This is a genomic window from Trujillonella humicola, assembly GCF_046233715.1.
In the GTDB taxonomy this organism is placed as follows: Bacteria; Actinomycetota; Actinomycetes; order Mycobacteriales; family Geodermatophilaceae; genus Trujillonella; species Trujillonella humicola.
Map to the genome: position 1 here is coordinate 34,648 of NZ_JBJNRJ010000024.1, position 26,516 is coordinate 61,163.

General features: G+C 75.7%; 28 protein-coding genes. 3 read left to right on the forward strand and 25 right to left on the reverse strand.

Features of this window, described 5'->3' with window-relative positions:
- Nucleotides 1-291 precede the first annotated feature (291 nt).
- The 8 genes from ACK586_RS13695 to ACK586_RS13730 all read right to left on the reverse strand — a co-directional run bounded on the left by ACK586_RS13695 (nt 292) and on the right by ACK586_RS13730 (nt 8,137).
- Nucleotides 292-642 carry a histone-like nucleoid-structuring protein Lsr2 gene (locus ACK586_RS13695; RefSeq protein ID WP_409331041.1) on the reverse strand — a complete coding sequence of 117 codons (351 nt, stop codon included), beginning with the start codon at nt 640-642 and terminating at the stop codon, nt 292-294.
- Nucleotides 643-803: 161 nt separating this feature from the next.
- Nucleotides 804-2,390 (reverse strand): lysine--tRNA ligase, encoded by a 1,587-nt coding sequence (gene lysS / locus ACK586_RS13700; RefSeq protein WP_425330380.1) that lies wholly within the window; start codon nt 2,388-2,390, stop codon nt 804-806.
- An 11-nt stretch (nt 2,391-2,401) separates the two neighbouring features.
- Nucleotides 2,402-3,223, reverse strand: coding sequence for a type III pantothenate kinase (locus ACK586_RS13705; protein WP_409331042.1), 822 nt, complete (start codon nt 3,221-3,223; stop codon nt 2,402-2,404).
- Between the two features lie 3 nt (nt 3,224-3,226).
- Nucleotides 3,227-4,132 carry a carboxylating nicotinate-nucleotide diphosphorylase gene (gene nadC / locus ACK586_RS13710; protein ID WP_409331043.1) on the reverse strand — a complete coding sequence of 302 codons (906 nt, stop codon included), beginning with the start codon at nt 4,130-4,132 and terminating at the stop codon, nt 3,227-3,229.
- A 76-nt stretch (nt 4,133-4,208) separates the two neighbouring features.
- Nucleotides 4,209-5,879 (reverse strand): L-aspartate oxidase, encoded by a 1,671-nt coding sequence (locus ACK586_RS13715; protein ID WP_409331044.1) that lies wholly within the window; start codon nt 5,877-5,879, stop codon nt 4,209-4,211.
- The gene (gene panD, locus ACK586_RS13720) at nt 5,876-6,289 is read right to left on the reverse strand and encodes an aspartate 1-decarboxylase (RefSeq protein WP_425330381.1); all 414 of its coding nucleotides are present in this window, start codon (nt 6,287-6,289) and stop codon (nt 5,876-5,878) included. Before panD ends, ACK586_RS13715 begins: the two co-directional genes overlap by 4 nt.
- Nucleotides 6,290-6,297: 8 nt before the next feature.
- A complete protein-coding gene (gene panC / locus ACK586_RS13725; RefSeq protein WP_409331046.1) occupies nt 6,298-7,152 on the reverse strand; it encodes a pantoate--beta-alanine ligase in 855 nt (284 codons plus the stop codon).
- Between the two features lie 28 nt (nt 7,153-7,180).
- Nucleotides 7,181-8,137 (reverse strand): Rossmann-like and DUF2520 domain-containing protein, encoded by a 957-nt coding sequence (locus ACK586_RS13730; protein ID WP_409331047.1) that lies wholly within the window; start codon nt 8,135-8,137, stop codon nt 7,181-7,183.
- Between the two features lie 300 nt (nt 8,138-8,437).
- Here ACK586_RS13730 and ACK586_RS13735 point away from each other — a divergent pair, with 300 nt between their 5' ends.
- Entirely contained in the window at nt 8,438-9,190 is a 753-nt protein-coding gene (locus ACK586_RS13735) for an SDR family oxidoreductase (protein ID WP_409331048.1), read from the forward strand.
- 134 nt (nt 9,191-9,324) lie between these two features.
- On the opposite strand, the gene ACK586_RS13740 is transcribed toward ACK586_RS13735, so the two are convergent.
- The 4 genes from ACK586_RS13740 to ACK586_RS13755 form a co-directional block, all read right to left on the reverse strand.
- A complete protein-coding gene (locus tag ACK586_RS13740; protein WP_409331049.1) occupies nt 9,325-10,638 on the reverse strand; it encodes a hypothetical protein in 1,314 nt (437 codons plus the stop codon).
- Between the two features lie 113 nt (nt 10,639-10,751).
- Nucleotides 10,752-11,768 carry a glycine betaine ABC transporter substrate-binding protein gene (locus tag ACK586_RS13745; RefSeq protein WP_409331050.1) on the reverse strand — a complete coding sequence of 339 codons (1,017 nt, stop codon included), beginning with the start codon at nt 11,766-11,768 and terminating at the stop codon, nt 10,752-10,754.
- 148 nt (nt 11,769-11,916) lie between these two features.
- Nucleotides 11,917-12,654: an ABC transporter permease gene (locus ACK586_RS13750; protein WP_409331051.1), complete on the reverse strand. Its 738-nt coding sequence runs from the start codon at nt 12,652-12,654 to the stop codon at nt 11,917-11,919.
- Nucleotides 12,651-13,373 (reverse strand): ABC transporter permease, encoded by a 723-nt coding sequence (locus ACK586_RS13755; RefSeq protein ID WP_409331052.1) that lies wholly within the window; start codon nt 13,371-13,373, stop codon nt 12,651-12,653. Before ACK586_RS13755 ends, ACK586_RS13750 begins: the two co-directional genes overlap by 4 nt.
- Nucleotides 13,374-13,376: 3 nt before the next feature.
- On the opposite strand from ACK586_RS13755, the gene ACK586_RS13760 reads away from it, so the two are divergent.
- Complete coding sequence (locus ACK586_RS13760; RefSeq protein WP_409331053.1) at nt 13,377-14,561, forward strand: ABC transporter ATP-binding protein; 1,185 nt, start codon at nt 13,377-13,379, stop codon at nt 14,559-14,561.
- A 27-nt stretch (nt 14,562-14,588) separates the two neighbouring features.
- On the opposite strand, the gene ACK586_RS13765 is transcribed toward ACK586_RS13760, so the two are convergent.
- The 11 genes from ACK586_RS13765 to dacB all read right to left on the reverse strand — a co-directional run bounded on the left by ACK586_RS13765 (nt 14,589) and on the right by dacB (nt 24,943).
- Complete coding sequence (locus tag ACK586_RS13765) at nt 14,589-15,455, reverse strand: hypothetical protein (RefSeq protein ID WP_409331054.1); 867 nt, start codon at nt 15,453-15,455, stop codon at nt 14,589-14,591.
- A gap of 102 nt (nt 15,456-15,557) precedes the next feature.
- Nucleotides 15,558-16,091 carry a DUF3180 domain-containing protein gene (locus tag ACK586_RS13770; RefSeq protein ID WP_409331055.1) on the reverse strand — a complete coding sequence of 178 codons (534 nt, stop codon included), beginning with the start codon at nt 16,089-16,091 and terminating at the stop codon, nt 15,558-15,560.
- Nucleotides 16,088-16,579: a 2-amino-4-hydroxy-6-hydroxymethyldihydropteridine diphosphokinase gene (gene folK, locus ACK586_RS13775; RefSeq protein WP_409331056.1), complete on the reverse strand. Its 492-nt coding sequence runs from the start codon at nt 16,577-16,579 to the stop codon at nt 16,088-16,090. Before folK ends, ACK586_RS13770 begins: the two co-directional genes overlap by 4 nt.
- Before the next feature lie 8 nt (nt 16,580-16,587).
- Nucleotides 16,588-16,974, reverse strand: a complete 387-nt coding sequence (gene folB, locus ACK586_RS13780; RefSeq protein WP_409331057.1) for a dihydroneopterin aldolase — start codon at nt 16,972-16,974, stop codon at nt 16,588-16,590.
- Entirely contained in the window at nt 16,964-17,845 is an 882-nt protein-coding gene (folP, locus tag ACK586_RS13785) for a dihydropteroate synthase (RefSeq protein WP_409331058.1), read from the reverse strand. The genes folB and folP overlap by 11 nt, the downstream gene beginning before the upstream one ends.
- Complete coding sequence (gene folE, locus ACK586_RS13790) at nt 17,842-18,459, reverse strand: GTP cyclohydrolase I FolE (protein ID WP_409331059.1); 618 nt, start codon at nt 18,457-18,459, stop codon at nt 17,842-17,844. Before folE ends, folP begins: the two co-directional genes overlap by 4 nt.
- A gap of 52 nt (nt 18,460-18,511) precedes the next feature.
- Entirely contained in the window at nt 18,512-20,518 is a 2,007-nt protein-coding gene (gene ftsH, locus ACK586_RS13795; RefSeq protein WP_409331060.1) for an ATP-dependent zinc metalloprotease FtsH, read from the reverse strand.
- A gap of 226 nt (nt 20,519-20,744) precedes the next feature.
- The gene (gene hpt, locus ACK586_RS13800) at nt 20,745-21,332 is read right to left on the reverse strand and encodes a hypoxanthine phosphoribosyltransferase (RefSeq protein WP_409331061.1); all 588 of its coding nucleotides are present in this window, start codon (nt 21,330-21,332) and stop codon (nt 20,745-20,747) included.
- The gene (gene tilS / locus ACK586_RS13805; protein ID WP_409331062.1) at nt 21,329-22,357 is read right to left on the reverse strand and encodes a tRNA lysidine(34) synthetase TilS; all 1,029 of its coding nucleotides are present in this window, start codon (nt 22,355-22,357) and stop codon (nt 21,329-21,331) included. The genes hpt and tilS overlap by 4 nt, the downstream gene beginning before the upstream one ends.
- A gap of 6 nt (nt 22,358-22,363) precedes the next feature.
- Nucleotides 22,364-23,455, reverse strand: a complete 1,092-nt coding sequence (locus ACK586_RS13810; RefSeq protein ID WP_409331063.1) for a zinc-dependent metalloprotease — start codon at nt 23,453-23,455, stop codon at nt 22,364-22,366.
- Nucleotides 23,456-23,512: 57 nt separating this feature from the next.
- Entirely contained in the window at nt 23,513-24,943 is a 1,431-nt protein-coding gene (gene dacB, locus ACK586_RS13815) for a D-alanyl-D-alanine carboxypeptidase/D-alanyl-D-alanine endopeptidase (protein WP_409331064.1), read from the reverse strand.
- A 55-nt stretch (nt 24,944-24,998) separates the two neighbouring features.
- On the opposite strand from dacB, the gene ACK586_RS13820 reads away from it, so the two are divergent.
- On the forward strand, nt 24,999-25,493 hold the full coding sequence (locus ACK586_RS13820; RefSeq protein WP_409331065.1) for an inorganic diphosphatase: 495 nt from the start codon (nt 24,999-25,001) through the stop codon (nt 25,491-25,493).
- A gap of 136 nt (nt 25,494-25,629) precedes the next feature.
- On the opposite strand, the gene ACK586_RS13825 is transcribed toward ACK586_RS13820, so the two are convergent.
- Nucleotides 25,630-26,082, reverse strand: a complete 453-nt coding sequence (locus tag ACK586_RS13825) for a hypothetical protein (protein WP_409331066.1) — start codon at nt 26,080-26,082, stop codon at nt 25,630-25,632.
- A gap of 128 nt (nt 26,083-26,210) precedes the next feature.
- Nucleotides 26,211-26,516 (reverse strand): amidohydrolase family protein (locus ACK586_RS13830; protein ID WP_409331067.1); only part of this gene is annotated, 306 nt, incomplete at its 5' end.

The following is a 26,516-nucleotide window of genomic DNA, read 5'->3' on the forward strand; positions in this document are numbered from 1 at the left end:
TCGGCACGCGGGGGCACCGGTCTTTCCACTGTAGTCGCGGACTCCGACTCCCCGTCGGCGCACGGCCGGGGATGGGGAGGAGGAGCTGCCCGGTCCAACTGATGCTGGCGGGACGGTGTTCCACCCCTGTTACGCCCACAGAGAACGACGAAGGCCCCGGCATGCGGAGCGACGACGAAGGCCCCGGCATGCGGAGCATCCCGGGGCCTTCGTCGTCCGGGCGCAGCCCGGCAGCGGTTCTTCGAGGAGGTCAGCCCGCCGCAGGCGGTCCGCTCCCCAGCGGCAGCTGCGTCAGTGCGCGGCCTCGTAGGCCTCCACGACGCTGGCCGGGATGCGGCCGCGGTCGCTGACGGCGTGGCCGTTCTTCCGCGCCCAGTCCCGGATGGCGCCCGCCTGCTCGCGGTCCATCCGGCCGCCGCCGGTCGCCCGCGAGCGACCTCCGCCCGACGCCCGGCCGCCCCGGCTGACCTTGCGCGCCGCCTGCACGTAGCGGGAGAACGCGTCACGCATCTCCGCGGCGTTCCTGTCCGACAGGTCGATCTCGTAGGTCGTGCCGTCGAGCGCGAAGGAGATCGTCTCGTCGGCGGGGACGTCGTCGTTCTCGAGATCGTCGGTCTTGATGACCTGGACCTTCTGTGCCATTAAGCGTGCCTGCCCTCTCTTTTCCCAGCCCCGTGAACCGGATGGGTGCGTCACCGACGGCGACGTATCCATCACACCACAACTCGCGACCATTAGCCGCAGAAATGGCCGGGATTCTCCGAAATGGGTGAGAAACGAGGGAGAACAGTTCTCGAATTGGCTCAGGAAGGAAGCGGGCGCACCAGCGGGAAGAGGATGGTCTCGCGGATCCCCAGCCCGGTCAGCGTCATCATCAACCGGTCCATACCCATGCCGACGCCACCGGTCGGGGGCATGCCGTACTCGAGCGCCTCGAGGAAGTCCTCGTCCAGCACCATGGCCTCGGGGTCCCCGGCCGCGGCCAGCAGCGCCTGCTGGGTGAAGCGTTCCCGCTGGACGACGGGGTCGACGAGCTCGGAGTAGCCGGTCCCGCGCTCGATGCCGCCGATGTAGAGGTCCCACTTCTCGGCCAGCCCCGGCGTCGACCGGTGCGCGCGGGTCAGCGGCGAGGTGTCCACCGGGTAGTCCAGGACGAACGTCGGGGCCTGCAGGTCGTCCTGCACCAGCGCCTCGAAGAGCTCCTCGACGACCTTGCCCGGCAGCCACTTCGGATCGACCCCCACCTCGTGCCGCGCGGCCAGCGCGCGCAGGTGCTCGACGGGGGTCTGCGGGGTGACCTCCTCGCCCACCGCCGCGGAGACGACGTCGTAGAGCCGAACGTGCGCCCACTCCCCCGACAGGTCGACCTCCGTGCCGTCGTGGTGGCGCGCGACGTGGTCGCCGAACAACGCCGCACAGCACTCCTGGATCAGTTCCCGCGTGATGACGGCGACGTCGGAGTAATCGGTGTAGGCGGCGTAGAACTCGAGCATCGCGAACTCCGGCGAGTGCGAGCTGTCGGCGCCCTCGTTGCGGAAGTTGCGGTTGATCTCGAAGACCCGGTCCAGGCCGCCGACGATGCACCGCTTGAGGAACAACTCGGGTGCGATGCGCAGGTACAGATCGAGGTCGAAGGCGTTCATGTGCGTGCGGAAGGGCCGCGCCGCCGCGCCGCCGTGCACGGTCTGCAGCATCGGCGTCTCGACCTCGAGGAATCCGCGCGAGGTGAGGCCGTCGCGCAGCGTCGCGTTCACCGCGGCGCGCTGGCGCACGGTGCGGCGCGCCTCGTCGCGCACGATGAGGTCGACGTAGCGCCGCCGGACCCGCAGCTCCTCGCTCATCGGCTTGTGCGCCACCGGCAGCGGCCGCAGCGCCTTGGCCGTCATCCGCCAGGAGTCGGCGAACACCGAGAGCTCGCCCCGGCGCGACGTCCCCACCTCGCCGGTGACCAGCACCTGGTCGCCGAGGTCGACGTCGGCCTTCCAGGCGGCCAGGGCGTCCTCGCCGACCCGGTCGCGGGAGAGCATGACCTGCAGCTCGGCATCGCCCTCGCGCAGCGTCGCGAAGCAGAGCTTGCCGGTGTTGCGCGAGAAGATGACCCGCCCGGTGACGCCGACGGTCTCGCCGGTCATCGTGTCCGGCGGCAGGTCGGGGTGCGCGGCCCGGACGCCGGCGAGGGTGGCGCTCCGGCGGACGTCGACGGGGAAGGGGTCGACGCCGGTGTCGCGCAGCCGGTCGATCTTGGCCCGCCGGACCCGCATCTGCTCGGGGAGCTCGTCGTCGGGCAGCGCCCCCTGGGCCGGCTCCGCGCCCCGGTCCGCTCCTCGCTCGCCCCTCACTGCGATGCCCCCGCGGCTGTCGTCCGGCGGTCCAGGCGGTTCCTCGCTCACGGAGGGTCAGCCTACGGGGCGGCCGCCCGGCGTCCCGGCGGGGAACGGTGCGCCGACTGCTGCCGCTGGAAGGCCAGCCGCAGCCCGTGGACGGTGAGGTCGGGCTCGCGCTCGGAGACCGTCCGGCAGCTGTCGACGACCAGCGGCGCCAGCCCGCCGGTCGCGACGACGACCGGCGGCCGGCCGAACTGGTCGACCAGCTCCGCGGAGATGCGGGCGACCAGGCCGTCGACGAGCCCGGCGAAGCCGAGCACCAGCCCGGACTGCAGCGCCGCGACGGTGTTCTTCCCGATGGCCTGCGGCGGCACGGTCAGCTCGACCGAGCGCAGCTGCGCGGCCCGGCTGGCCAGCGCGTCGAGGCTCACCTCCACGCCCGGCGCCAGCGCCCCGCCGAGGAACTGCCCGTCGGGGCCGACGGCGTCCACGTTGGTGGACGTGCCGAAGTCGACCACGACGACCGGCCGGGACCGGCCGCCGTCGTCCCGGCCGAACAGCTCGTGGGCGGCCAGCGCGGTCACCACGCGATCGGCGCCGACCTCGCGCGGGTTGTCCACGTGCAGCGGGACGCCGGTGCGCACGCCGGGACCGATGAGCACGACCGGCACGTCCAGGGAGTCCAGGAGCTGGCGCAGGGCCGGCAGCAGCGCCGGAACCGCGGAGCACGCCGACACCCCGGTGACCCGGGTGTCGCGCAGCAGGCCGCGCCACAGCATCCGCAGCTCGTCGGCCGTGGCGTGCGCCTGGGTGGTGACCCGCCAGCCGCGGACGCACCGGTCGCCGTCGAACACGGCCAGCACGGTGTGGCTGTTGCCGACGTCCACGGTGAGCAGCACCGGTCAGCCCTCCCGGAGGTCCAGGGCGAGGTCGAGGATGGGCGAGGAGTGCGTCAGCGCCCCCACCGAGAGGTAGTCGACGCCGGTCCCGGCGACCTCCCGGGCGACGGCGAGGGTGAGCCCGCCCGTGGCCTCGAGCTCGGCCCGGTCCCCCACGGCGGCGACCACCTCGCGCAGCTGGGCCGGCGTCATGTTGTCCAGCAGCAGGAACCGCGCCCCCGCCTCGACCGCCTCCACCGCCTGGGCCGGGGTGTCGGCCTCCACCTGCACGGGAACGCGGGGAGCGCGCTCGCGCACCGCAGCGACGGCCGCGGCCACCGAGCCCGCCGCGGCGACGTGGTTGTCCTTGACCATGGCGACGTCGTAGAGCCCCATGCGCTTGTTCGACCCGCCGCCGCAGCGGACCGCGTACTTCTCCAGCGGCCGCAGTCCCGGCGTGGTCTTGCGGGTGTCCAGGACCGTCGCCCCGGTGCCGGCGACGGCGTCGGCCCAGGCACGGGTGGCCGTCGCGATCCCGCTGGCCCGGCTGGCGATGTTCAGCGCGCTGCGCTCGGCGGCCAGCAGGGCGCGGACCGGCCCCCGGACGGTCAGCAGCACGTCGCCGCGGGCCACCCGGTCGCCGTCGGTGGCGCCGGCCGTGAGGGTGGCGCCGGGCGCCAGCCGGCCGAACACGCGGGCGGCGACCGGCAGGCCGGCGACGACGCCGTCCGCGCGGGCGACCAGGTCGGCGGTGCCCAGCTGCGCGGGCGGGACGGTCGCGGCGCTGGTGACGTCGTAGGCGACCGCCAGGTCCGGCGCCCCCGGCAGCACCGCGCCGCCGGTGAGGTCCTCGGCCAGGGTGCGCTCGACCAGGGCGTCGACCCAGGCCTCGTCCAGACCCGTGCCCTCCAGCGAGCGGGGATCGCTCACCACGTCCTCCGTTCGCCTGCGCGGGGCGCTCCGCTCCACGCTCGTTCCCCGCCGGCAGGCTTCGGCCCCTGACGGCTCACCACGGGACCACCACCGGCGTCCCCACCGGGCGGCGGGTCAGCTGCAGCTCGCCGGCGCTGTCGAGCCGGACGTCGAGGTGCACCCGCCAGGCGTCGGAGGTCTCCGGGTGGTCCTCGCGCCAGTGGCAGCCGCGGGTCTCCTCGCGCGCGGCCGCGGCGACGGTCAGCGCGCCGGCCACGGTGAGCAGATCGGTCGCCTCCCAGCTGTCCACGCCACCGGGGCCCTCGGCCAGCGCCCCGGCCAGCCCGTCCAGGGTGGCCAGCGCGCCGGCCAGGCCCTCGCCGCTGCGCAGCGCCGCCACCGAAGCCGACATGGTGTCGGTGACGCACCGCCGGGCCGCCGGGTCCAGCAGCCCGGACCCGGCGGGCACGCCGGCCGGCGGGGCGGCCGGCCGCGGCAGCGAGCGGGCCAGCTCGGCGCCGATCCGGGCGGCGAAGACCAGGCCCTCGAGCAGCGAGTTGGACGCCAGCCGGTTGGCACCGTGGACACCGGTGCACGCCGCCTCGCCGCAGGCGTAGAGGCCGGGCACCGTCGTGCGACCCGCCAGGTCGGTGACGAGCCCGCCCGAGGCGTAGTGCGCCGCCGGGGTCACCGGCACGAGATCGGTGACGGGGTCGATGCCGGCCTGCCGGCAGCGGGCCACGATCGTGGGGAAGCGGCCGGCCAGGCCGGGGACGTCGCGGGCGTCGAGCCAGACGTGCGGGACGCCGTCGCGCAGCTGGACCCGGGTGATCGCCTTGGCGACGACGTCCCGCGGGGCGAGGTCGGCCAGCGGGTGCACGCCGGGCATGAAGCGCTCCCCCGCCCCGTCGCGCAGCACCGCGCCTTCCCCGCGCAGCGCCTCGCTCACCAGCGGCTGCTGACCGCGGACGCCGGGTCCGAGGTAGAGGGAGGTCGGGTGGAACTGCACGAACTCCAGATCGGTGGCCACCGCGCCGGCGCGCAGGCCGAGGGCCACGCCGTCACCGGTCGAGACCGACGGGTTCGTGGTGGCGGCGTACACCTGCCCCATCCCGCCGGTGGCCAGCACGACGGCCCGGGAGCGGACGGCGCCCACGCCGTCGGCACTCCCCTCGCCGAGCACGTGCAGCGTCACGCCGGCGGCCCGGCCCTGGGCGTCGCGGAGCAGGTCGAGCACCATCGCGTGCTCGACCAGCGTGACGCCCGGATCGGCCCGCACCGCCTCGTGCCGCGCGCGCGGCCCCTCCCCCCCGGTGGCGTCGGCGCCGGCGTGCCCCATGCGGTCGGCCGAGTGCCCGCCCTCGCGGGTCAGCAGCAGGCGGCCGGCCGGGTCGCGGTCGAAGGCGGCGCCCCAGCCGATCAGCTGGGCCAGCCGCTCGGGCCCCTCGGCGACCAGGACGCGGACCGCGTCGGGCTCGCACAGCCCGACGCCGGCCACCTCGGTGTCGGCGGCGTGGGCCTCGGGGCTGTCGGCCGGGTCCAGGACGGCGGCGATCCCGCCCTGGGCCCAGCGGGTCGACCCGTCGTCCACCCGGACCTTGGTCACGACGGCGACCGACAGGCCCGCCGCGCGCGCGTGCAGCGCGACGCAGAGCCCGGCGATACCCGAGCCGACGACGCAGACGTCGGCGGTCAGCTCCCACCCCGGGTCCGGTGCGGCCAGCCGCAGCGGGAGGCCGGTGAGGCTGGCGGCCGCCAGGCTCACCGGACCGGGACGCCGAGGTCGCTGCGCTTCTGGTCCACCGCGCCGGGCACCGGGGCCGACGGGTCGCCGCCGAGCTCGACGATGCGGTTGGCCCCGTCGACGTGCACGACCTTGGGGATGTAGGCCTTGGCCTCGGTCTCGTCCATCACGCCGTAGCTGATCATGATCACCATGTCGCCCGGGTGGACCAGGTGCGCGGCGGCGCCGTTGATCCCGATGACCCCGCTGCCGCGCTCGCCGGGGATGACGTAGGTCTCCAGCCGGGCGCCGTTGGTGATGTCGACGATGGCGACCTGCTCGCCGGGGAGGAGGTCGGCCGCGTCGAGCAGGTCCTCGTCGATGGTCACCGACCCCACGTAGTGCAGGTCGGCCTGGGTCACGGTCGCCCGGTGGATCTTGGACTTGAGCATCGTGCGCATCATCGAGGACCTCCGAGGGTGACCGGGACGTTGTCGAGGAGTCGGGTGCTGCCGGCGCGGGCGGCCAGCAGGAGGCGGGCGGGGCCGGCCGCGGGTGCGGGGCCGAGGTCGGGGTCGGTGAGCTCGAGGTAGTCGGGCTCCAGCCCGGGTGCGCCGGAGAGCACCTCGCGGGCGGCGGCGAGGACCGCGTCGGCGCCGCGCGGGCCGGCGTCCGCCCCGGCGCGCAGCGCTCTGTTCAACGCGACCGCGGTGGCCCGCTGTTCCGGGTCCAGGTAGCGGTTGCGGGAGGACAGCGCCAGCCCGTCGTCCTCCCGGACGGTCGGCACGCCGACGACCTCCACCCCGAGCGCCAGCTCCCGGGCCATCGCCCGGATGAGGGTGAGCTGCTGGTAGTCCTTCTCGCCGAACAGCGCCACGTCGGGGCGGACGAGGCCGAACAGCTTGGCGACGACGGTGAGGACGCCGGCGAAGTGGCCGGGCCGCACCGCCCCCTCCAGGACCGCCCCCAGCGGCCCGGGCTGCACCGTGACGCCGAGCGAGCCGGGCGGGTAGACGTCGTCGACCGGCGGGTGGAAGACGACGTCGGCGCCCTCCTCGGCCAGCGCGGCGAGGTCGGCGTCCCAGGTGCGCGGGTAGCGGTCGAAGTCCTCGCCGGGGCCGAACTGGGTGGGGTTGACGAACACCGAGACGACGATGCTGCCGGCGCGCTCCCGGGCCGCGCGGACCAGCGTGCGGTGCCCCGCGTGCAGAGCGCCCATGGTCGGCACCAGGGCGACCGGGCCGGGCAGCTGCGCGCGCAGCCGCGCGAGGTCGGCCGCCGTCTCCGCGACGGCGGGGCCGGTGACGGCGGTCACCGGGAGCCGGCGGGTAGAAGGACCACGGTCAGCCCTCCGCTCGCTCGCTCGCGAGGGAACCCGGACCGTGGCCCAGCAGGTCGAGCAGCGGGGCACCCTCGTGCCGCTTGAGCCGACCGGCGGCCAGGGCGCGCTCGGTGGTGCGCTGCGCCATCGCGACGTAGGCCGCCACCGACTCCGGGGCCCGGTCGGTGAGCGTGGCGAGGTGGTCGGCCACGGTGCCCACGTCGCCGCGGCTGACCGGCCCGGTCAGCCCGAGGTCGCCGCGGCGCAGGCCGTTGTCCAGGGCAGCCGTGAGCAGCGGGGCGAGGACGCGACCGGGCTCGGCGACGCCGGCGGTGCGCAGCAGGTCGGCGGCCTCGGCGACGAGGGTGACGAGGTGGTTGGCGCCGGTGACCAGGGCGGCGTGGTAGAGCCGCCGGTCGTCCTCGGCGACGAAGAAGGGCTCACCGCCCATCTCCAGGACCAGGGTCTCGGCGACGGCGCGGTACTCCGGTGCGCTGGTGACGCCGAAGGGGGCGCCGGTCAGCCGGTCGGCGTCCTCGGGGGCGCCGGTGAAGGTCATCGCCGGGTGCAGGGCCAGGGGCAGGACACCGGCGCGGGCGGCGGGCTCGAGCACCGCGAGGCCGTGCGCACCGGAGGTGTGGAAGGTCAGCTGGCCGGCGCGCCAGCCGCCGGTCCCGGCGAGGCCGGCGGCCAGGCCGGGCAGGGTGTCGTCCGGGACCGCGAGGACCACGAGGTCGGCGGCGGCCACGACCTCGTCGGTGGGCAGCAGGGGGACGCCGGGCAGCAGCCGGGCGGCGCGCTCGGCGGAGGCCGCCGAGAGGCCGGCGGCGGCGACCACGTCGTGGCCGGCGGCGGCGAGGGCGGCGCCCAGCACGGCGCCGACACGGCCGGCGCCGACGACGCCCACGCGGAGGCGGGCGGGTGCGTCGGCGGCCGCGGGCAGTCCCGCGGCGCGGGGGGTCCTGCGGGCAGCAGGCATGGAGCACTCCTCGTTCCAGTCCCGGAACGGGTACCGGACGTCGGTCGGTCTCCCCCGTTGGAGACCGGCGGGGTCGTGCGGGTCGAACGGTGTGCGGTGTGCGGTGGTGCGGTGTGCGGTGGCGCGGGCCCGCTGCGACCGGCTGTGTCACGCGGGTGTCGTGCCAATGGCGAGTGTGTGACCGCCCGGGGCGTCCTGCAACGCCGCGGGGCTGTGGGGTCGGTCACGGACGCCGCCGGGTGCGCGCCGCGACGTCCCGCCTACCGTGACGCCCCACCGACGGATCGAGGCAGGGAGCACATGGGCGAGTTCGACGGACGTACCGCGCTGGTCACCGGCGGGAGCCGGGGCATCGGGCTGGCGATCGCGCAGAGCCTGGTGCGCCGGGGCGCCCGGGTGGTGGTCACCGGCCGCAGGCCGGAGCCGCTGACCGAGGCGGTGGCGGCGCTGGGCGGCCCGGACGTGGCGGTCGGGCTCGCCGGCAACGCCGGCGACGCGACGCACCGCGCCGAGGCCGTGCGGACCGCCGTCGACACCTTCGGCAGCCTGGACGTGCTGGTGGGCAACGTCGGCATCAACCCGGTGTACGGGGCCGCGGTCGACCTCGACCTCGACGCCTTCCGCAAGATCCTCGACACCAACGTCGTCTCGACGCTGGGCCTGGTGCAGGAGGCATGGCGGGCGTGGATGGCCGAGCACGGCGGATCCGTCCTCGTCGTCGCCTCCGTCGGCGGGCTGAAGGCCTCCCCCGGCATCGCCGGCTACGGCGTCAGCAAGGCCGCGCTGATCAACCTGGTCACCCAGCTGTCCGTCGAGCTGGCCCCGAAGGTGCGGGTCAACGCGGTGGCGCCCGCGGTCGTGAAGACCCGGTTCGCCGGCGCGCTGTACGAGGGCCGCGAGGAGGAGGCGGCCGCCGCCTACCCGGTCGGCCGGCTCGGCGAGCCCGAGGACGTCGGGGAGGCCGCGGCCTACCTGCTCGGCGACGGCGCGGGCTGGGTCACCGGCCAGACCCTCGTGCTCGACGGCGGCTCGCTCGCCCGCGGCCCGGCCTAGCACCCGGCGAGATCTGCACACTCGTCACCATCAGCCGCTGATGCCGGCGACTGTGCAGATCTCGTCGACGGCCCGGCCCCGTCGCAGGTGCCCGTCGCGAGCGTGCGAGCGGCGGGGGGCGACGGGGTCCTTCGTCAGTGGCGGCCGAGGACCCGGGCCAGCACGTCGTCGTCCTCGTCGTCGTCGCGGTAGCGGTGCCGGCGGCGGCCGCTGCTGCCGGCCGCGGCACCGCTCTCGGCGAGGATCTGCGCCAGGCGCGCCTCGCCGGGCGTCGGCACGCCCGGCGCCTGCCGGGTCAGCGGCGCCGGCGGCTCGGCGGCCGGCGGGTCCGGCGGCAGCGGAGCCGGGGGCCGGGGCCAGGCGTCCAGCTCGGAGACCGCGTCGACCGGAGCGGAGCGGTCCCCGGTCGCCGCCAGCGGCCGCTCCACGGTCAGCTGCTCGGCGGGGCCCGGGTCGTCGGTGCGCCGGCGGCGGCGTGGCGTGGCGGCCGCGACGGGCAGCGCCGGATCGGTCCGGGGAACCGGCTGCCGGGCCCGGATGTCCTGCAGGGCGTCGTAGCCGCGGGTCGCCGGCGGCGGGGCGGGGGCCCACTGCTCGGCGGCCGGTGACGGCGCGGCGGGCGTCTCCAGGCGGACGGCGGGCCAGCCGCCCGTGAGCTCGCGCGGGGGCTCGTCGGACCAGCTCACCGCCTCGATCGAGCGCGTGCCCGGTCCCTCTGCCGCGCCGGCCGGCCCGCGCGAGGACTGGGTGCGCATGACCACCCGCTCCAGCAGCATCTCGCTGGACAGCTGCTCGGTCAGCTCCGTGCGCAGCCGGCCGAGCTCGGCGCGCAGCTCCCCCAGCTCACCGAGGTCGGTCCGCACGGAGGAGAGCCGGGCCACGTCCTCGCGCAGCGCCCCCAGCGCCACGACGTCCTGCCGCAGCCCGGCCAGAGCGGCCACGTCCTGGCGCAGCGCCCCCAGGGCCGCGACGTCCTGCCGGACCCCCGCGAGGGCCGCGACGTCCTGGCGCAGGCCGGCGAGCGCGGCCACCTCGGTCCGCAGCGCCCCCAGCGCGGCGAGGTCCTGGCGCAGCGCGCCGAGCCCGGCGACGTCCTGCCGGAGGGCGCCCAGCGCCGCGACGTCGCGCCGCAGCGCCGCGACCTCGGCGCGCATGGCCTCGTCGGCCTCCCGGCGCCGGCGGTCCTCGGCCTCCCGCTCGCCCCGGCCGGCGGGCTCGGCGGCGGCCGGGCGGGGGGCGGGCTCCGGGCGGCGCCGGCCGGCGGCGAGCAGCGCGAGGACGAACGCCCAGGCGCCGCCGACGACGGCCAGCCGAAGCAGGCGGGGGTCGTCGGTCACGAAGACGACGACGGTCGCGGCCACGGCGAGCGCCGCCCCGGCGACCAGCCCGGCGGTCCGCCACCGGGGCGCGGGGGCGGAGTCGTCTCGCTCGTCCGGTCCCCCGCGCATGGACCCCAGCGTAACGGCGCGACGCCCCGCACTCACGCTCCGAACACCACCCGGAGCACACGCGTCACGGGCCCCGGCGGAGAACCGCCGGGGCCCGTGACCTCGTCCTCCCGCTACTGCGCGAGCGCGGCGTCGGAGCTGAAGACCAGACCGATCGAGACCTCGCCCTGCCGGATCGCCGCCTTGGTCAGCGGGCCGCCGGCGTCGAGCGGGACGAACCGGTCGAACTCGAGGCCGTAGGTCTCCTCGAGCCCGGGCTGGCAGAACGGTCGAGCCGGGGTGGGGCACTCCTCGGGACCGCCCAGGACCAGCGACCCGTCGCCGCAGGCGTCGGCGAGCTCCGACAGGGTGCTGACGCCCACCTGGTCGGCGAACTCCCTGGTCACCGCGAAGGCGTTCTGGTCGACGGCCTCGGACGGCTCGCCGAGGACCAGGCCGGCCTGGTCGGCCAGCGGCCGGGCGGCGCCGGCGGTCTCCTGCGCGTCGCTGCTCGCGACCGGGGCGGCGTCGGGGCCGTTGAACTCGGCGTTGAGCGCCTCGGTGACGGTGGCCAGGTACTCGGGGAAGACCTGGATCTCCGAGCCGGACCGCAGCGCCGGCAGGTACAGCTCCCGGTTGCCCACCGTGCGGACCGAGGCGTCGAAGCCGGCGGCGGCCAGGGCGCGCGAGTAGATCGTCGCCAGGATCTGCGACTCGCTGAAGTCGGCCGCCCCGATGACGACGCTGCCGCTGCCCTGCTCCAGGCCCTCGGTCACCCCGTTGGCCTCGACCCACTCGTCGGCGACCTCGTCCACGGTGCGCCGCTCGAGGTCGACCCCGGCGTTCAGCTCGATGAGCTCCTCGGTCGTGAGGGCGGCGGAGACGGCGTCCAGAGCCGGGATCAGGGCCGGCTGCGCCGAGGCCGTGGCCGCGTTGACCGCCGGCACGATGTTGTCGGCGAGCTGCAGCTGCTGGTCGTCCTCGAGCACGACGAGCTGCTCGCCGGGGACGGGGGCGCAGGCATCGCCGCTGGCCGCACCGCCGGTCGTCTCGCCGCCGCCGGTGCCCGAGGAGCCGGAGTCGCCGCAGGCCGCGGTGGCGAGCACCGCCACCAGGGCCAGGGGGGTGAGGATCCGGGTGCGCCTCGTCATAGCCGCCCGCCTTCTGTGTCCCGTGCGGCCACGGAGCCGCCACGCGTGTCTGGCGGGAGGACTCCCGCAGGGCCATGCAACCGCGCCGGGGGCGGTGGCTCCAACCGCGGGCGAGATGTGTTGTGCCCTTGTTATCGAGTGGCGGGACTCACAGCGGCATCCCGCTGGCCGTCGGCTCCGGCGTCCCGGGCCGGACGACGTCGCGGCGCAAGGGGCGGAACGGGAGCCGGCGCTGTCCGGGCGTCAGCACCCAGGAGAGGACGACGAGGACCAGCTCGGTCAGCAGGGCCAGCACCGCGACGAGGATGGCGCCGGCGATCATCACGCCGTAGTCGCGCTGGCCGAACCCGAGGTTGATCAGCCGGCCCAGACCGCCGCCGCCGACGAGCGCCGCGAGCGTCGCCGTCGCCACGACCTGCACCGCCGCCGTCCGGATGCCGGTGAACACCATCGGGGCGGCCAGCGGCGCCTCCACCCGTCGCAGGACCTGCCCCCGCGACATGCCCATGGCCCTCGCCGCCTCCCGGACGTCGGCGTCGACCCCGCGGAACCCGACGAAGGTGTTGGTCAGGATCGGCGGGATCGCGAAGACGGCCAGGGCCAGCGCGGTCGAGCGGTTGCCGAAACCGATCGGGGTGACCGCGAAGATGGTGAGCAGCGCCAGCGTGGGGATGGCGCGGCTGACGTTGGACAGGACGACGACCGCTCCCGACCCCCGGCGCGCCCGGCCGAGCACGGTCCCCAGCGGGACGGCGACGGCCATGGCCCCGGCCACCGCGGCGCCGGAGACCCACAGGTGCTCCCCGAGCAGGTCCAGGATGCCGTCGCGCCGGGTCCAGTTGAACGGGTCGTTGAGGTAGACGAAGGCGCGCTGGAGGTCGCTCACGTGCGCACCGCCCGCGCCCACGGCGTGAGCAGGCGTTCCACCCCGACCAGCAGGAGGTCGGCCACCAGCGCGAGGAGCACGCAGCCCAGCGCCCCCGTGACGATCTCCGCGCGGTACTCGTTGCGCGCCAGCCCCCCGGTGATGAGCTGGCCGAGGCCGCCGTGGCCCACCAGGACCCCGACGGTCGTGAGCGCGACGGTCGACACCGTCGCCACCCGCAGCCCCGCCATGAAGGTGGGCAGGGCCAGCGGCAGGTCCACCCGCACGAACAGCTGCGCCGGGCTCAACCCCATGCCGCGGGCCGCCTCGCGCACCTCGCCGGGCACGCCCTGCAGCCCGGCCAGGAAGCTGCGCACCAGGATCACCAGCGAGTACGCCGTCAGCCCGACGAGCACCGTGGTGGCCGACAGGCCGGTGACGGGGAGGAGGAGCGCGAACAGGGCCAGCGAGGGGATCGTGTAGACGATCGTCGAGAAGGCGAGCACCGGCCCGGCGAGCCACCGGCTGCGGCGCGCGAGCAGCGCCATCGGCAGCGCGAGGAGCGCCCCGAGCAGCACGGCCGCGACGGTCAGCCAGACGTGCTCGCGCAGGTGGCCCAGAATGGTGTCCCAGTTGCGCGACACGAACGACGGGTCGAACCACGGGTTCGGCGCTTCTTCCACCGCGAGCGAGACGTCGCTCCCCGCGCCCAGCACAGGGCGCACCGACAGGAGGGCCACCCCGTGGACGCTACTGCCGCACCCGCCCGACCCGCTGCCCCCGCCGGGTCCGACGACGGGGACGACCGGGCGGAGACGGCGCCGGAGATCCGGCTGGAGGGCGTGAGCAAGGTCTACGCCGACGGCACCGTCGGCGTCGCCGAGCTCGACCTCGCCCTCGCCGCGGGCGAGCTCACGGTCCTCGTCGGGCCCTCGGGCTGCGGCAAGACGACCACCATGAAGATGATCAACCGGATCATCGAGCCGACGACCGGCCGGATCGTGCTCGGCGGCGAGGACGTGACCCGCGTCGACCCCGACCGGCTGCGCCGGCGGATCGGCTACGTCATCCAGAACGTCGGCCTCTTCCCGCACCAGACGGTGCGGGTCAACGTCGCCACGGTCCCGCGGCTGCTCGGGTGGGACCGGCGCCGCACCCGCGCACGCGTCGACGAGCTGCTGAGCACGGTCGGGCTGGACCCGGCGGTGCACGGCGACCGCTACCCGGCGCAGCTGTCCGGGGGGCAGCGCCAGCGGGCCGGGGTGGCGCGGGCGCTGGCCGCCGACCCGGGCGTGCTCCTGATGGACGAGCCGTTCTCCGCCGTCGACCCGGTGGTCCGCGAGCGGCTGCAGGACGAGTTCCTCCGGCTGCAGGCGGCGGTGCGCAAGACGATCGTCTTCGTCACCCACGACATCGAGGAGGCCGTGCGCCTGGGCGACCGCATCGCGGTGATGAGCGCCGGCGGGCACGTGGAGCAGTTCGCCCCGCCCGCCGAGCTGCTCGGCCGGCCGGCCAACGCCTACGTCGCCGACTTCGTCGGCGCCGACCGCGGTCTCAAGCGCCTCGCGGTGACCGGTGTGGACACCGCGGACCTCGCCCGGCCGCCGGTCGTGCTGCCGGAGACCCCGCTGGCCGAGGCGGCCGCGGCGCTGGCCGGTGCTGCCGGGGCGGTCGTCGTGGACTCCGCCGGCCGGCCCCGCGGCTGGCTGCCGGCCGCCCGCGCCACCGGGGTGGGGACGGCGGGGGCGGCGATGCAGCCGGCCGGGGAGCCGGTCCCGGCGACGGCCACGCTCAAGACCGGGCTGTCGGTGCTGCTGCGCTCCGACGCCGACGCGGTGCCGGTCGTCGACGGCGGCGGGAAGTACCTCGGCGTCCTCACCGCCGGCACGGTGCACACCACGCTGCGCCGGTCGGTCACCACCGGCTGACCCCGGTCGGCGTCCCCGGTCGCGACCTCAGCGCCGGACCGTGAGGACGACCGACCTCGGTGCGCCGGTCGCCGTCGAGTAGGAGATGGTCACCTGCGTGTCGCGGCTCGGCCGCTGGCTCGTGGTGGTGACCGTGAAGCTCGCACTGGTGGCACCCGCGGGCAGGTAGGGCGAGCTCGGGTTCGCCGTCAGCCGCGAGCTCGAGTCCCCGAAGAGGAACATCCCGCCCTCGGGCGCCGGGCCGCTCATCGTGACGGTGCCCGTGACGGTCGAGCCGTACCGGACCGAGGTGGAGCGCAGGGTGACCGCGGTGACGGCCGGCACGGTGACGGCCGACTCCGTGACCCGCACCGTGTAGGCCCCGGCCTCGCCGGAGACGGTCCGGATGTCCAGCACGTTGCCGCTGTAGACCTGGTTGTCCGGGGTGTAGGTCAGGAAGCCGTACTCGCCGGCCGGCAGGACGTCGGTCGTGAAGCGCTCGTAGCTGCTCGGCGACGTCGAGCCGTCGATCATCGTGCCCGAGCCGTCGGGGTTCACGCGGTAGAGGCCGCCGATGACCAGCCCGCCGGAGGTCCCCAGGCCCAGGGCCGACCCGGCGGCGGTGATCTCGCCGGTGTAGGCCTTCCCCCCGGTCGCGGTGAACCGGAAGAAGTCGACGTCCTGCCCGGCCGACGTGCGGGGGAACGGGTTGGGGGCCTGGCAGATCGCCCGCGTCACCGTGCCGCCGACGGCGACCGGCGCGGCGACGCCCGCGGAGAACCCGACGTCGCCGTCGGGCTCCCAGGCGTCGGGTGCGCAGTCGGCCGGCACCGCCGCCGAGGCGGGCGCGGTCAGGAGGGTCGCGGCCGTGACGGTGCCGACCACGAGGAGGACGCGAGCGCGGCGGGAGGACATGGCGCGGAAGCTATTCTTGAAGTGTCAAGCACTTCCATCGGTCGATGGTCGTACGACCCCCGGGTGCCCACCCCGGTCGGCGGGCCGTCCGGCCGGGGCTCCTCAGGCGGGGACGGCGCCGTCGTCGTCCTCCGACGGCGGCACGCGGCAGACGTGCTCCAGCCACAGCGCGGCCCCGGTGAGCGCCACGGAGGAGAGGACGCCGATCACCCCGGCCACCGTGTCGTCCGCTGCGGCGTCCAGCCGGCCGAGCGCGGGCACGACGTACAGCAGCACGCCGGCCCACACGCCGGTGAAGGCCGCGCCCACGTACGCGCTGGCCTGGGCGAGGACCGCGACCCGGGCCACCAGCATCGGCTCCAGCGGGCGTGCGCCCTCCGGCCGGGGCGCGGCGGGGCTCGCCGCGGCCGGCGGCCGGCCTCCGCGGGCGCCGCGGCGGGCGGCGCGCAGAGCACCGAGCCGGCGGCTCAGCGTGCGGGCCGCCATGGCCTCGGCGACGGCGAGCAGCGCCACCGGCACCGGCAGCCACCAGCGCAGCGGCGGCAGGTCGCCGTAGGCCGCGCGCACGACCAGCCAGGTGGCCACGGCCAGGCCGACGGCGACGACGAGCAGGTCCCGCCGGCTGACCGGCTTCACGGCCGCTCCGCCCAGCGCACCACCGCGTCGGCGTCCTCCCGCGGCAGCGCGGCGAGCAGGCCGGCGACCGGACCGTGCCCGGGCAGCACGGCGTCCGGCTCGACCTCCGCCCACGGCACCAGCACGAAGGCCCGCTCGTGCGCGCGGGGGTGCGGCAGGGTGAGCGCCGGGTCACCGGAGATCACCGGCGTGCCGTCGTCGGCGGTCACGGCGACCACGTCGACGTCGAGGGTCCGGGCGCCCCAGCGGACCTCGCGGGTGCGCCCGGCGGCCTGCTCCAGCTCGTGCGCTCGGGCCAGCCACCCGGCGGCGTCACGCGGGCCCTGGACCAGCGCGACCGCGTTCAGGTAGGGCGGCTGCTCGACCGGGCCCCAGGGAGGGGTCTCGTAGAGCGCGGAGACGGCGACCAGCCCGTCGGCCACCAGCCCGTCGAGCGCCTCGCGCAGGGTCGCGGCGCGGTCCCCGAGGTTGGCGCCCAGTGACAGCACCGCACGACTCACCGGCGCTCACGCCGGATGACCACCGTGACGTCGTCGAAGGGGACGCCGAGCTCGGCGTCGGGCTTGTGCACCGCGATCTCGACGGCGTCGACGAGGGGGTTCGCCAGGCAGGCGTCGGCCATCCGCTGGGCGAGGGTCTCGAGGAGGTCGACCGGTTCCCCGGTGAGGATGCCGTGCAGCGCCTGGGCCAGCTCGGCGTAGTTCACCGTCTTCCCCAGGTCGTCCCCGGCCGCGGCCGGCGCGGTGTCCAGCTCCAGGACGACGTCCACCGAGAAGGTCTGGCCCCGCTCCCGCTCCCAGTCATAGACGCCGTGGTGCGCGTGGGCGGTGATGCCGCGGACGGTGATCCGGTCGGGTCGGGAGGACGGGCGGTCACTGGGCACGGGATCGGCTCTCCTGTCGGGCGCGCCGGACGGCGGCGACGGTGCGCACCGCATCGGCCGAGGCAGCGGCGTCGTGCACCCGCACGCCCCAGGCACCGGCCTCGGCGGCGAGCACGGTGGTGGCGAGGGTCGCGGCGTCGCGCTGCTCGGCCGGGCGCACGGTCCCGTCGGCGGCGGCCAGCTCGCGGCCCAGGAAGGTCTTGCGGGAGGCGCCGACGAGGACCGGCAGGCCGAGGGCCACGATCCGGTCCAGCCCCGCCAGCACCCGCCAGTTGTGCCCGGCCCGCTTGGCGAACCCCAGGCCCGGGTCGAGCACCAGCTGACCGGGGTCGACACCGGCGGCGACGACGTCCTCCACGCGGGCGGTCAGCTCGGCGCACACCTCGGTGACGACGTCGCCGTAGCGGGCCGCGGCGTACATCTCCCGGCTGTGCCCGCGCCAGTGCATCAGCACCCAGGGGACGCCGGACCCGGCGACGAGCTCGGCCATGTTCCGGTCGGCCAGCCCGCCGCTCACGTCGTTGACCAGCGTGGCACCGGCCCCGATGGCCGCCTCGGCGACCTCGGCGCGGGTGGTGTCGACGCTGACCCGGACGCCCGCGGCGGCCAGCTCGCGGACGACCGGCAGCACCCGGCGGCACTCCTCGTCGGCGTCGACCCGGTCCGCGCCGGGGCGGGTCGACTCGCCGCCGACGTCGACGTAGTCCGCGCCGGCGGCGTGCATGGCCAGGCCGTGCGCGATCGCGGTGGAGGCGTCGGCGAAGCAGCCGCCGTCGGAGAACGAGTCGGGGGTGACGTTCAGGACCCCCATCACCACGCAGCGCCCGGGCCGCGGGAGCCGGCTGCGGTCGTCCACGTCTGTCGAGGTCACCGCCCCAGGACGAGGCTCATCGCCTCGGCGCGGGTGGCCGCGCTGTCGCGGAACATGCCGCGCACCGCCGAGGTGACCGTGGAGGAGCCGGGCTTGCGGATGCCGCGCATGCCCATGCACAGGTGCTCGGCCTCGATCACCACGATGACGCCCCGCGGCTTGAGGACGTCGTTGAGCGCGTCGGCGATCTGCCGGGTCATCCGCTCCTGGACCTGGGGCCGGCGGGCGTAGATGTCCACGAGCCGCGCCAGCTTGGACAGGCCGGTGACCCGGCCGTCCGCCCCGGGGATGTAGCCGACGTGCGCCACGCCGTGGAAGGGCACCAGGTGGTGCTCGCAGGTCGAGTACATCGGGATGTCCTTGACCAGCACCAGCTCGTCGTGGTCCTCGTCGAACACCGTGGCGAGCACCTCGGCCGGGTCCTGCCACAACCCGGCGAAGGTCTCCGCGTAGGCGCGGGCCACCCGGCCCGGGGTGTCCTGCAGCCCGGGCCGGTCGGGGTCCTCCCCCACCGCGATGAGCAGCTCGCGCACGGCGGCCGCGGCCCGTGCGTGGTCGACCGTCCCCGGGACGGGGCGCACCTCGTCCTCTGGCTCCTCGGCGATCTCGCTCATGACGTGCTCCTCGGCGGCGGTCGGTGGCTGGGACCTGCGGGTCAGGACCCGGTCACGGTTGCACGTGCGCGCCGACGTCGCCCACCGGGTTGGGCTTGTCGAGCACGTGCCCGTTGCCGTTGACCAGCTGCGCCTGCTCGGCCGGGGTGAGGACCGGCGGCTGGTCGGACGGCGTCCGCTTGCCGAAGCCGTTGTAGGGCGCGAGCGAGGGCCGCTTGGTGACCGGCGCGCAGATGCGGGCCATGTCCTCCTTGGAGAGGGTCTCCTTCTCGATCAGCTCCAGGACGAGCTGGTCGAGCACCGGCCGGTGCTCGACGAGGATCTCCCACGCCTCGTCGTGCGCCGCCTCGATGAGCGCGCGCACCTCCGCGTCGATGTCGGCGGCGACGGCCTCGGAGTAGTCCGGCCGCGACCCCATGTCCCGGCCGAGGAACGGCTCGGAGTCGGTGCTGCCGTACTTCACCGCACCCAGCTTGGCGCTCATGCCGTACTGGGTGACCATCGCCCGGGCCATCGAGGTGGCCTTCTCGATGTCGTTGCCGGCGCCGGTGGTGGGCTCGTGGAACACCAGTTCCTCGGCCGCGCGACCGCCCAGCGCGTAGGCGAGGGTGTCGATCATCTCCGACCGGGTCTGGGTGTACTTGTCCTCGGTCGGCAGCACCAGCGTGTGCCCCAGCGAGCGCCCGCGCGGCAGGATCGTCACCTTGTGCACCGGGTCCAGGTTGGGCAGCGCGTGCGCCACCAGCGCGTGCCCGCCCTCGTGGTAGGCGGTGACCTTCTTCTCCTTCTCGCTCATCGCCCGCGTCTTGCGCTCGGGGCCGGCGATGACGCGGTCGATCGCCTCCTCGATGGTCGCGTCGGTGACGACGGTCGCGTTCTCGCGGGCGGTGAGCAGGGCGGCCTCGTTGAGGACGTTGGCCAGGTCCGCGCCGGTGAAGCCGGGGGTGCGCCGGGCCACGGTCTCCAGGTCGACGTCGGGGGCGAGCGGCTTGCCCTTGCCGTGGACGGCGAGGATGGCCTTGCGCCCCTCGAGGTCGGGCCGGTCGACGGCGATCTGGCGGTCGAAGCGGCCGGGGCGCAGCAGCGCCGGGTCCAGGACGTCGGGCCGGTTGGTGGCCGCGATGAGGATGACCCCGCCCTTGACGTCGAAGCCGTCCATCTCGACGAGCATCTGGTTGAGCGTCTGCTCGCGCTCGTCGTGACCGCCGCCCATGCCGGCGCCGCGCTGCCGGCCGACCGCGTCGATCTCGTCGACGAAGATGATCGCCGGGGCGTTCTCCTTCGCCTGGGTGAACAGGTCGCGGACGCGGCTGGCGCCCACCCCGACGAACATCTCGACGAAGTCCGAGCCGGAGATCGAGAAGAACGGCACCCCGGCCTCCCCGGCCACGGCGCGGGCGAGCAGCGTCTTGCCGGTGCCGGGCGGCCCGAACAGCAGGACGCCCTTGGGGATCTTGGCGCCCACGGCCTGGAACTTCACCGGGTTCTGCAGGAAGTCCTTGATCTCGTGCAGTTCCTCGATGGCCTCGTCGGCGCCGGCCACGTCGGCGAACGTCGTCTTCGGCATGTCCTTGGTGAGCTGCTTGGCCTTGGACTTGCCGAAGGCCATGACGCCGCGGCCGCCGCCCTGCATCGAGTTGAACAGCCAGAACAGCAGGAGCAGCAGGATCACGAAGGGCAGGAAGCTGATCAGGACGCTGACGAAGAGGTTGTCCTGCGTGACGTTCGTGTCGAACGGGACGCCGTCCCCGGTCTGAGCGCCCTCGCCGTCCTGCCCCGAGACGAGGTCGAAGATGTCGTCAGCGGCGCCGCTGGAGAAGGAGGCGGTGATCCGGTCGCTGCCCTCGACCGGGTTGGTCAGCTCGATGTCGAGCGTCTGCTCCCGGTCGTTGATGACGACGTTCTCGGCGTTGCCGTCCCGGATCTGCTCGAGGGCGGTGGCCGTGGAGACCTCCTGGTACTCCTCACCGCCTGCGAACATGCTGGAGAAGCCCACCGCCAGCAGGATGACGAGGACGACCCAGAACCACACGGAGCGGAAGATCTTCTTGCGTTCCATACACCGATGCCGGGCGACCCTGACGGGCCGGACCCGTCGACCCTCCTGATCGTCCGGGGGACGCGTCCCGCGCCCCGGGTGGCACCCGCGCGCCGGTGCAGCGTCGTTGCGCCCGACGGTACACCGGGGCACCTGTGCAGACCCCGGGCGAAACCTGCGAGTAACCCGTTCGCGCGGGCGGTCGTGTCGCCGTCCTCCGGACCGCTCCGCCGGCCGCAGGCCGACGTCAGGAGGAGTACACCTCGGCCCGGAGGGTCGCGATGTAGGGCAGGTCGCGGTAGCGCTCGGCGTAGTCCAGCCCGTAGCCGATGACGAACTCGTTGGGGATGTCGAAGCCGATGTAGCGCACCGGCACCTCGACCTTGACCGCGTCGGGCTTGCGCAGCAGCGCGCAGACCTCCAGCGACGCCGGGCCGCGGCCACCCAGGTTCTTGAGCAGCCAGGAGAGGGTCAGGCCCGAGTCGATGATGTCCTCGAGCACCAGCACGTGCTTGTCGCTGATGTCGCGGTCGAGGTCCTTGAGGATCCGGACCACCCCCGAGGAGCTCGTCGCGCTGCCGTAGGAGGACACGGCCATGAACTCCATCTGGGTGGGCAGCTGCAGCGCCCGCGCGAAGTCGCTCATGAAGAGGACGGCGCCCTTGAGGACGCCGACCAGGAGCACCTCCTTGCCGACGTAGTCGCGGGCGACCGCGGCGGCGAGCTCGGTGATCTTGTCCTGGATCTGCTCCTCGCTGAGCAGGACGTGGTCGATGTCCGGGCCGTACCCGTGGTCGGGACCGAGTCCCCCGGAGGTGCTGGCGGGGTCCGTCACGGGTGGGGCTCCTCGGGGGTTGCGGGGCCGGGGGCGGTGCCGCGGCCCGACGGCGGCTGCAGGACCAGCCTGCCAGACGACCGGACGACGCCCGCGCCGCCGGGTAGGTCGACCCGGCCCTGACCGCGCCAGGCAGTGACCAGCGTCTCCACCGCCTGCAGGTGCACCGCGTGCAGATCGGGGACGCCGGCCGCCCGCAGCCACCCGCGCAGCACCCTCCGGCGGACGGCGGCGGGCAGGGGCGCGAGGGGCCGGGCGGGCAGGCCGCCGTCCCCGGCCTCGGCGGCCAGCCGGGCCAGCTCGGCGGCGGCGAGCCCGTCGAGGGCGTCGAGGTCCTCGCGGAGCAGGCCGGCGGTGCGCGCGAGGGCCGGGGCGACCCCGCCGCCGAGCACCTGCTCCAGCAGCGGCAGCACCTCGGTCCGCAGCCGCACCCGGGTGTAGGCGGGGTCGCCGTTCCACGGGTCGTCCCAGACGGGCAGCCCCTGGTCGGCGCAGGCCCGGCGGGTGGTCGCCCGGCGGACGCCCAGCAGCGGCCGCCACCAGAGCACCCCGTCGTCCTCCCGCTCGGCGACCATGCCGGCGACCGAGCGCGGACCCGAGCCCCGGCCGAGACCCAGCAGCACGGTCTCGGCCTGGTCGTCGAGGGTGTGCCCGAGCGCGACGCGGGCGCCGTGCTCCCCGGCCGCCCCGGCCAGGGCCTGCCGGCGGGCCGCCCGGGCGGCGGCCTCGGGCCCGCCGGCGGCGGTCACCTGCACGGCGAGCACCAGCACCGGATCCAGCCCGAGGTCGCGCAGCAACCCCGCCGTCCGTTCCGCCCGCTCGGCCGAACCGGGCTGCAGGCCGTGGTCGACGGTCACGCCACCCACCCGGACGCCGGCGTGCCGCGCCTCGAAGGCCAGCGCCGCGGCGAGGGCGACCGAGTCCGCTCCCCCGCTGCAGGCCGCGAGCACCGGCCGGGCCGAGGAGCGCAGCGCGGGCCGGACGGCGCGGCGCAGCGCAGCCACCGCCGGCGGCGGCCCGGGCACGGCGGGTCAGGCGGGGATGGCCGGGCGGCCGATGACGCGCTCCACCCAGCGGGCGGGTGCGGTGAGCTCCTCGATCCGCGGCAGCGCGTCCGGGCCGCTCCACACGCGGTTGAAGCCCTCCATGCCGACGAGGTCGACCACGCCGCCGACGAAGAACCGGCCGTCGGCGTACTGCTTCATCTTCTGCTCCAGGCCCAGGAGCCGGCGCAGCACCCGGTCGACGGGCCCGCGGCCCTTGCGCCGCTGGGCGAAGCGCTTGCGCAGCGTCCGGACCGACGGGACGACGTCCGGCCCGACCCCGTCCATCACGTACTCGGCGTGCCCCTCGACCAGGCTCATCACCGCGGTCACCCGGTCCAGGACGGCGCGCTGCGCCGGATCGCCGACCAGCGCCATCAGGCCCTGGGGCTCGTCGCCGTCGCCGTCCCCGCCGCGGACGGCGTCGCCGAGGCTGCGGACGACGTCGCGCAGCCGGTCGCGCAGGACGTCGGCGTCCAGGTCGGTCACCTCGACGAACTCGGTGATGAGCGACTCGAGGTGCCCGTGCAGCCAGGGGACCCCGGTGAACTGCAGCTGGTGGGTCACCTCGTGCAGGCACACCCACAGCCGGAAGTCGCCGGGGTCCACGCCCAGCCGGCGCTCGGCGTCGACGATGTTCGGCGCCACGAGCAGCAGCCGGCCGCCGCTGCCGAACACCTCGTACTGGCCGAGCACCCGCGAGGACAGGAAGGACAGCAGGGCGCCGGCCTGCACGCCGGTGGCGCGGGAGCCGATCGCGGTGGCGACCGGACCGGGCCGGCGGCCCTGCCGCTCGGCGAGCTGGTCGACGAGGGGGTCCAGCAGCGCGGACATCCCCGCGGTGTTCGCGTCGACCCAGCCGGGCCGGTCGACGACGGCGACCTCGGGCACCGGACCGCCGGGTGCCGGCCGCAGGCCGGTGAGGCCCTCGACGTGGCTGACGGCGACGGCCGCCGCCTCGTGCAGTTCGCGGACGACGGCGGCGGCCTCCTCCCGCGTCGTCTCCGGGCCCGGGCCGGCGAGCCGGCGGGCGGTGCGTCCGGCGAGGTCCCAGTCGACCAGCGAGGCGGCACGGCTCATCGGTTCACCGTACGCGCGCGCCGGGTCCCGGCGCCTCGAGCCGGGAGCGACCGCAGGTCAGGAGCAGCCGCAGGCCGCCAGGGCGGAGGCGGCCGCGTCGAGCGCGTCCTCGGCCGGCTGCCCCCCTCCCGAGACCTGGTCGGCCACGACCGCGAAGGCCAGCAGCCGGCCGTCGGCGGTGACGACCGTGCCCGCCAGGGCGTGCACCCCGAGCAGGGTGCCCGTCTTCCCGCGCACCGAGCCGGGCGCGGTCGCCGGGTCGGCGTCCCCGCGATCGGCGAGCGTGCCGTCGTACCCGGCCACCGCGAGCCCGGAGACGACCGCCCCCGTTCCGGGCACCGAGCCGTCGGCGGCGGCGGTGAGCAGCCGCGTGAGCAGCGCCGCGGGCACCCGGTCGGACGCCGACAGGCCGCTGCCGTCGGCGAGCGCGACACCGGTGAGGTCGAAGCCCGCCTCCTCGAGGGCGGCCGGGACGGCGTCGGCCGCGCCGTCGAAGGTGGCGGGCAGCCCGCGGGCCAGCGCCACGTGCCGGGCCAGGGCCTCGGCCAGGACGTTGTCCGACAGGGCCAGCATCTGCTCGACCAGCCGGCCGACCGGCGCGGAGTCGACCGTGCCGAGCTCCCGGGCGTCCGCGGGGGCCTCGCCCAGCCGCACGGCCGCGTCGGGGGCACCCAGTGCCGCGGCGAGCGCGCGGCCGGCGTCGGTGCCCGGCGCGCCGCTGCGTGCGGGGGCACCGGGAGCCAGGCGGGCGCCGTCGACGGCGGTGGCGGTGATCGGCGCGGCGTAGCTCGACGGAGCGTCGCCCGGACCCCAGCCGGGCGCGGTCAGCGGGCCGGTGAACAGGCCGTTGTCCACGACGACCGCGGTGACCGGCGCCCCCGCCAGCGCGCCCCGGACCTGGTCGGCCAGGTCCTCGACGGTCGCCGCGCCGGGATAGGTCAGCGAGGGCGACGTCGTCGACAGGGTCGGGTCGCCGCCGCCCACCAGGACGATCTCGCCGGGCGCGGCACCGGCGACCACGGTCGTGGCCAGCGTGTCGTCCGGGTCGAGGGTGGTCAGCGTCGCCATCGCGGTCAGCAGCTTGGCCGTCGAGGCCGGGACGGCGGGCCGGTCGCCGTCCCGGTCCAGGAGCACCTCGTCGGTGGCGACGTCCACCACGTGTGCCACCGGGGCCGCGCCGAGGGCCGGCGAGGCGAGCAGCGGCGCCAGCACGGCCTCGAGGGCCGAGGGGTCGGGCGCGGGGGAATCGGCCGGCAGCGCGGCGAGCACCGGGGCCGGCTCGCCGATCCCGGGCAGCTGCGCGCCGTCGACCGGCGCGCCGTCGGAGGCGCCGCCGGAGGCGTCGTCCCCACCCAGGACGCGGACCACGAGGACGACGGCGACGGCGAGGACGACGACCACCGCGAGGCCTGCCAGGACCAGCCGGCGGCGGAGGCGCGAGTACTTCGGCGTGACGGTCGTCGACCCGCTCGACGCGATGGTGCCCACCCCCCGGGACGACCTCCGGCGCGGGTGCCGGGAGCCGTGGGCCACACTACGAGACGTGCAGTTCGACGTGACGGTAGAGATCCCCAAGGGCCAGCGGAACAAGTACGAGCTGGACCACGCCACCGGCCGCATCCGCTTGGACCGGATGCTCTTCACCTCCACCCGCTATCCGGCGGACTACGGGTACATCGAGAACACCCTCGGTCAGGACGGCGACCCGCTCGACGCGCTGGTCCTGCTGGAGGAGCCGACGTTCCCCGGGTGCCTCATCACCTGCCGGGCGATCGGCATGTTCCGGATGACCGACGAGGCCGGCGGGGACGACAAGGTCCTCACCGTCCCGGCGACCGACCCGCGGATGTCGCACCTGAAGGACATCACCGACGTGTCGGAGTTCGACCGGCTGGAGATCCAGCACTTCTTCGAGACCTACAAGGACCTGGAGCCGGGCAAGTCGGTCGAGGGCGCCGAGTGGGTGGGGCGCGCCGAGGCGGAGGCGGAGATCGAGGCCTCGCTGCAGCGCGCCCGCGAGGCCGAGCCGCACCACTGAGGCACCGGCCACCCCGGCGCACTCCTCGCACGGGCCCGGGGACCGGCCGGTCGACCGGACCGAGCGCACGACGGACTTCGACGGCGGTGCACCCCCGGGGGTGCACCGCCGTCGGCGTGTCCGCGGCCGGCCCGGCTCAGCAGTTGGCCCGGCCCCACTGGTCGACGGCGGTGCCCGCGTCGACCAGCTCCGTCTGCAGCTCCAGCAGCTCGCCGGTCAGCTCGCGGCCGGACGAGGGGTCGGCGGGGTCGACCCGCTCGACGAGGTCGAGCAGGTCCCGCCACGCGGACACCAGACGCCCCCACTCGTCGGCGACGTCGTCGGGCGGCTGCACCTCCTCCATCCGGGCGACCGCGTCCTCGAGGGCGGCGACGGCGGCCGCCGGGTCGGTCTGCACGTCCTCGAAGTCGGCGGTGATGTCGGCCAGCAGGTCCGGCACGTCGGTGCAGAAGATCTCCTGCCGCTCCTCGTCGGAGGGGACGGGGGCCACCCCGTCGGCCGGGGACGCGGCTCCGGCGACCTCGGAGGTGCACCCGGCGGCCAGGGCCGCGGTCGCCAGGAGGGTCAGGGTGCCGCTACGTCGTCCCACCTCAGCACCGTAACGGCGCCGGCCGGACGCCGGCGGCGGCGGGTACGGCGACGCCGCGCCGGAGCGGGAGCCCTCGGGGCCCGTCCGGCGCGGCGTCTCTGCGGCCTGCCTCGCGGGCAGGCCCGTGCTCAGGCGGTCTGCGCCTTCTGCCGCAGGTCGTACAGCTTCCGCCACTCGTGCTTGGACCGGATCGTGGTGTCCACCTCCGGGCTCAGCGCGCGCAGGGCGCCGACGGTGGCGTCGGCCCGGGCGATGTGCTGGAACGGGTCGAGGCCGAAGAACCGGGTGGTGTTCTCCCAGAGGATCTTGTGCACCTCGTCGTCGGGAACGCCCGAGCCCTGCATCTCGGCGTTGACGAACTCCGGGGCGTTGGGCCAGATGGAGTCCGAGTGCGGGTAGTCGCACTCCCAGGCGATGATGTCGACGCCGATGTC

Excerpts from the sequence above, each read along its gene's own strand:
- ACK586_RS13695 (WP_409331041.1), bottom strand. The coding sequence starts at position 642 with ATGGCACAGAAGGTCCAGGTCATCAAGACCGACGATCTCGAGAACGAC.
- panD (WP_425330381.1), bottom strand. The coding sequence starts at position 6,289 with ATGCTCAAGTCCAAGATCCACCGGGCGACCGTGACCCAGGCCGACCTG.
- ACK586_RS13730 (WP_409331047.1), bottom strand. The coding sequence starts at position 8,137 with ATGCCTGCTGCCCGCAGGACCCCCCGCGCCGCGGGACTGCCCGCGGCC.
- ACK586_RS13735 (WP_409331048.1), top strand. The coding sequence starts at position 8,438 with ATGGGCGAGTTCGACGGACGTACCGCGCTGGTCACCGGCGGGAGCCGG.
- ACK586_RS13740 (WP_409331049.1), bottom strand. The coding sequence starts at position 10,638 with ATGCGCGGGGGACCGGACGAGCGAGACGACTCCGCCCCCGCGCCCCGG.
- ACK586_RS13745 (WP_409331050.1), bottom strand. The coding sequence starts at position 11,768 with ATGACGAGGCGCACCCGGATCCTCACCCCCCTGGCCCTGGTGGCGGTG.
- ACK586_RS13765 (WP_409331054.1), bottom strand. The coding sequence starts at position 15,455 with ATGTCCTCCCGCCGCGCTCGCGTCCTCCTCGTGGTCGGCACCGTCACG.
- folE (WP_409331059.1), bottom strand. The coding sequence starts at position 18,459 with ATGAGCGAGATCGCCGAGGAGCCAGAGGACGAGGTGCGCCCCGTCCCG.
- ftsH (WP_409331060.1), bottom strand. The coding sequence starts at position 20,518 with ATGGAACGCAAGAAGATCTTCCGCTCCGTGTGGTTCTGGGTCGTCCTC.
- ACK586_RS13810 (WP_409331063.1), bottom strand. The coding sequence starts at position 23,455 with ATGAGCCGTGCCGCCTCGCTGGTCGACTGGGACCTCGCCGGACGCACC.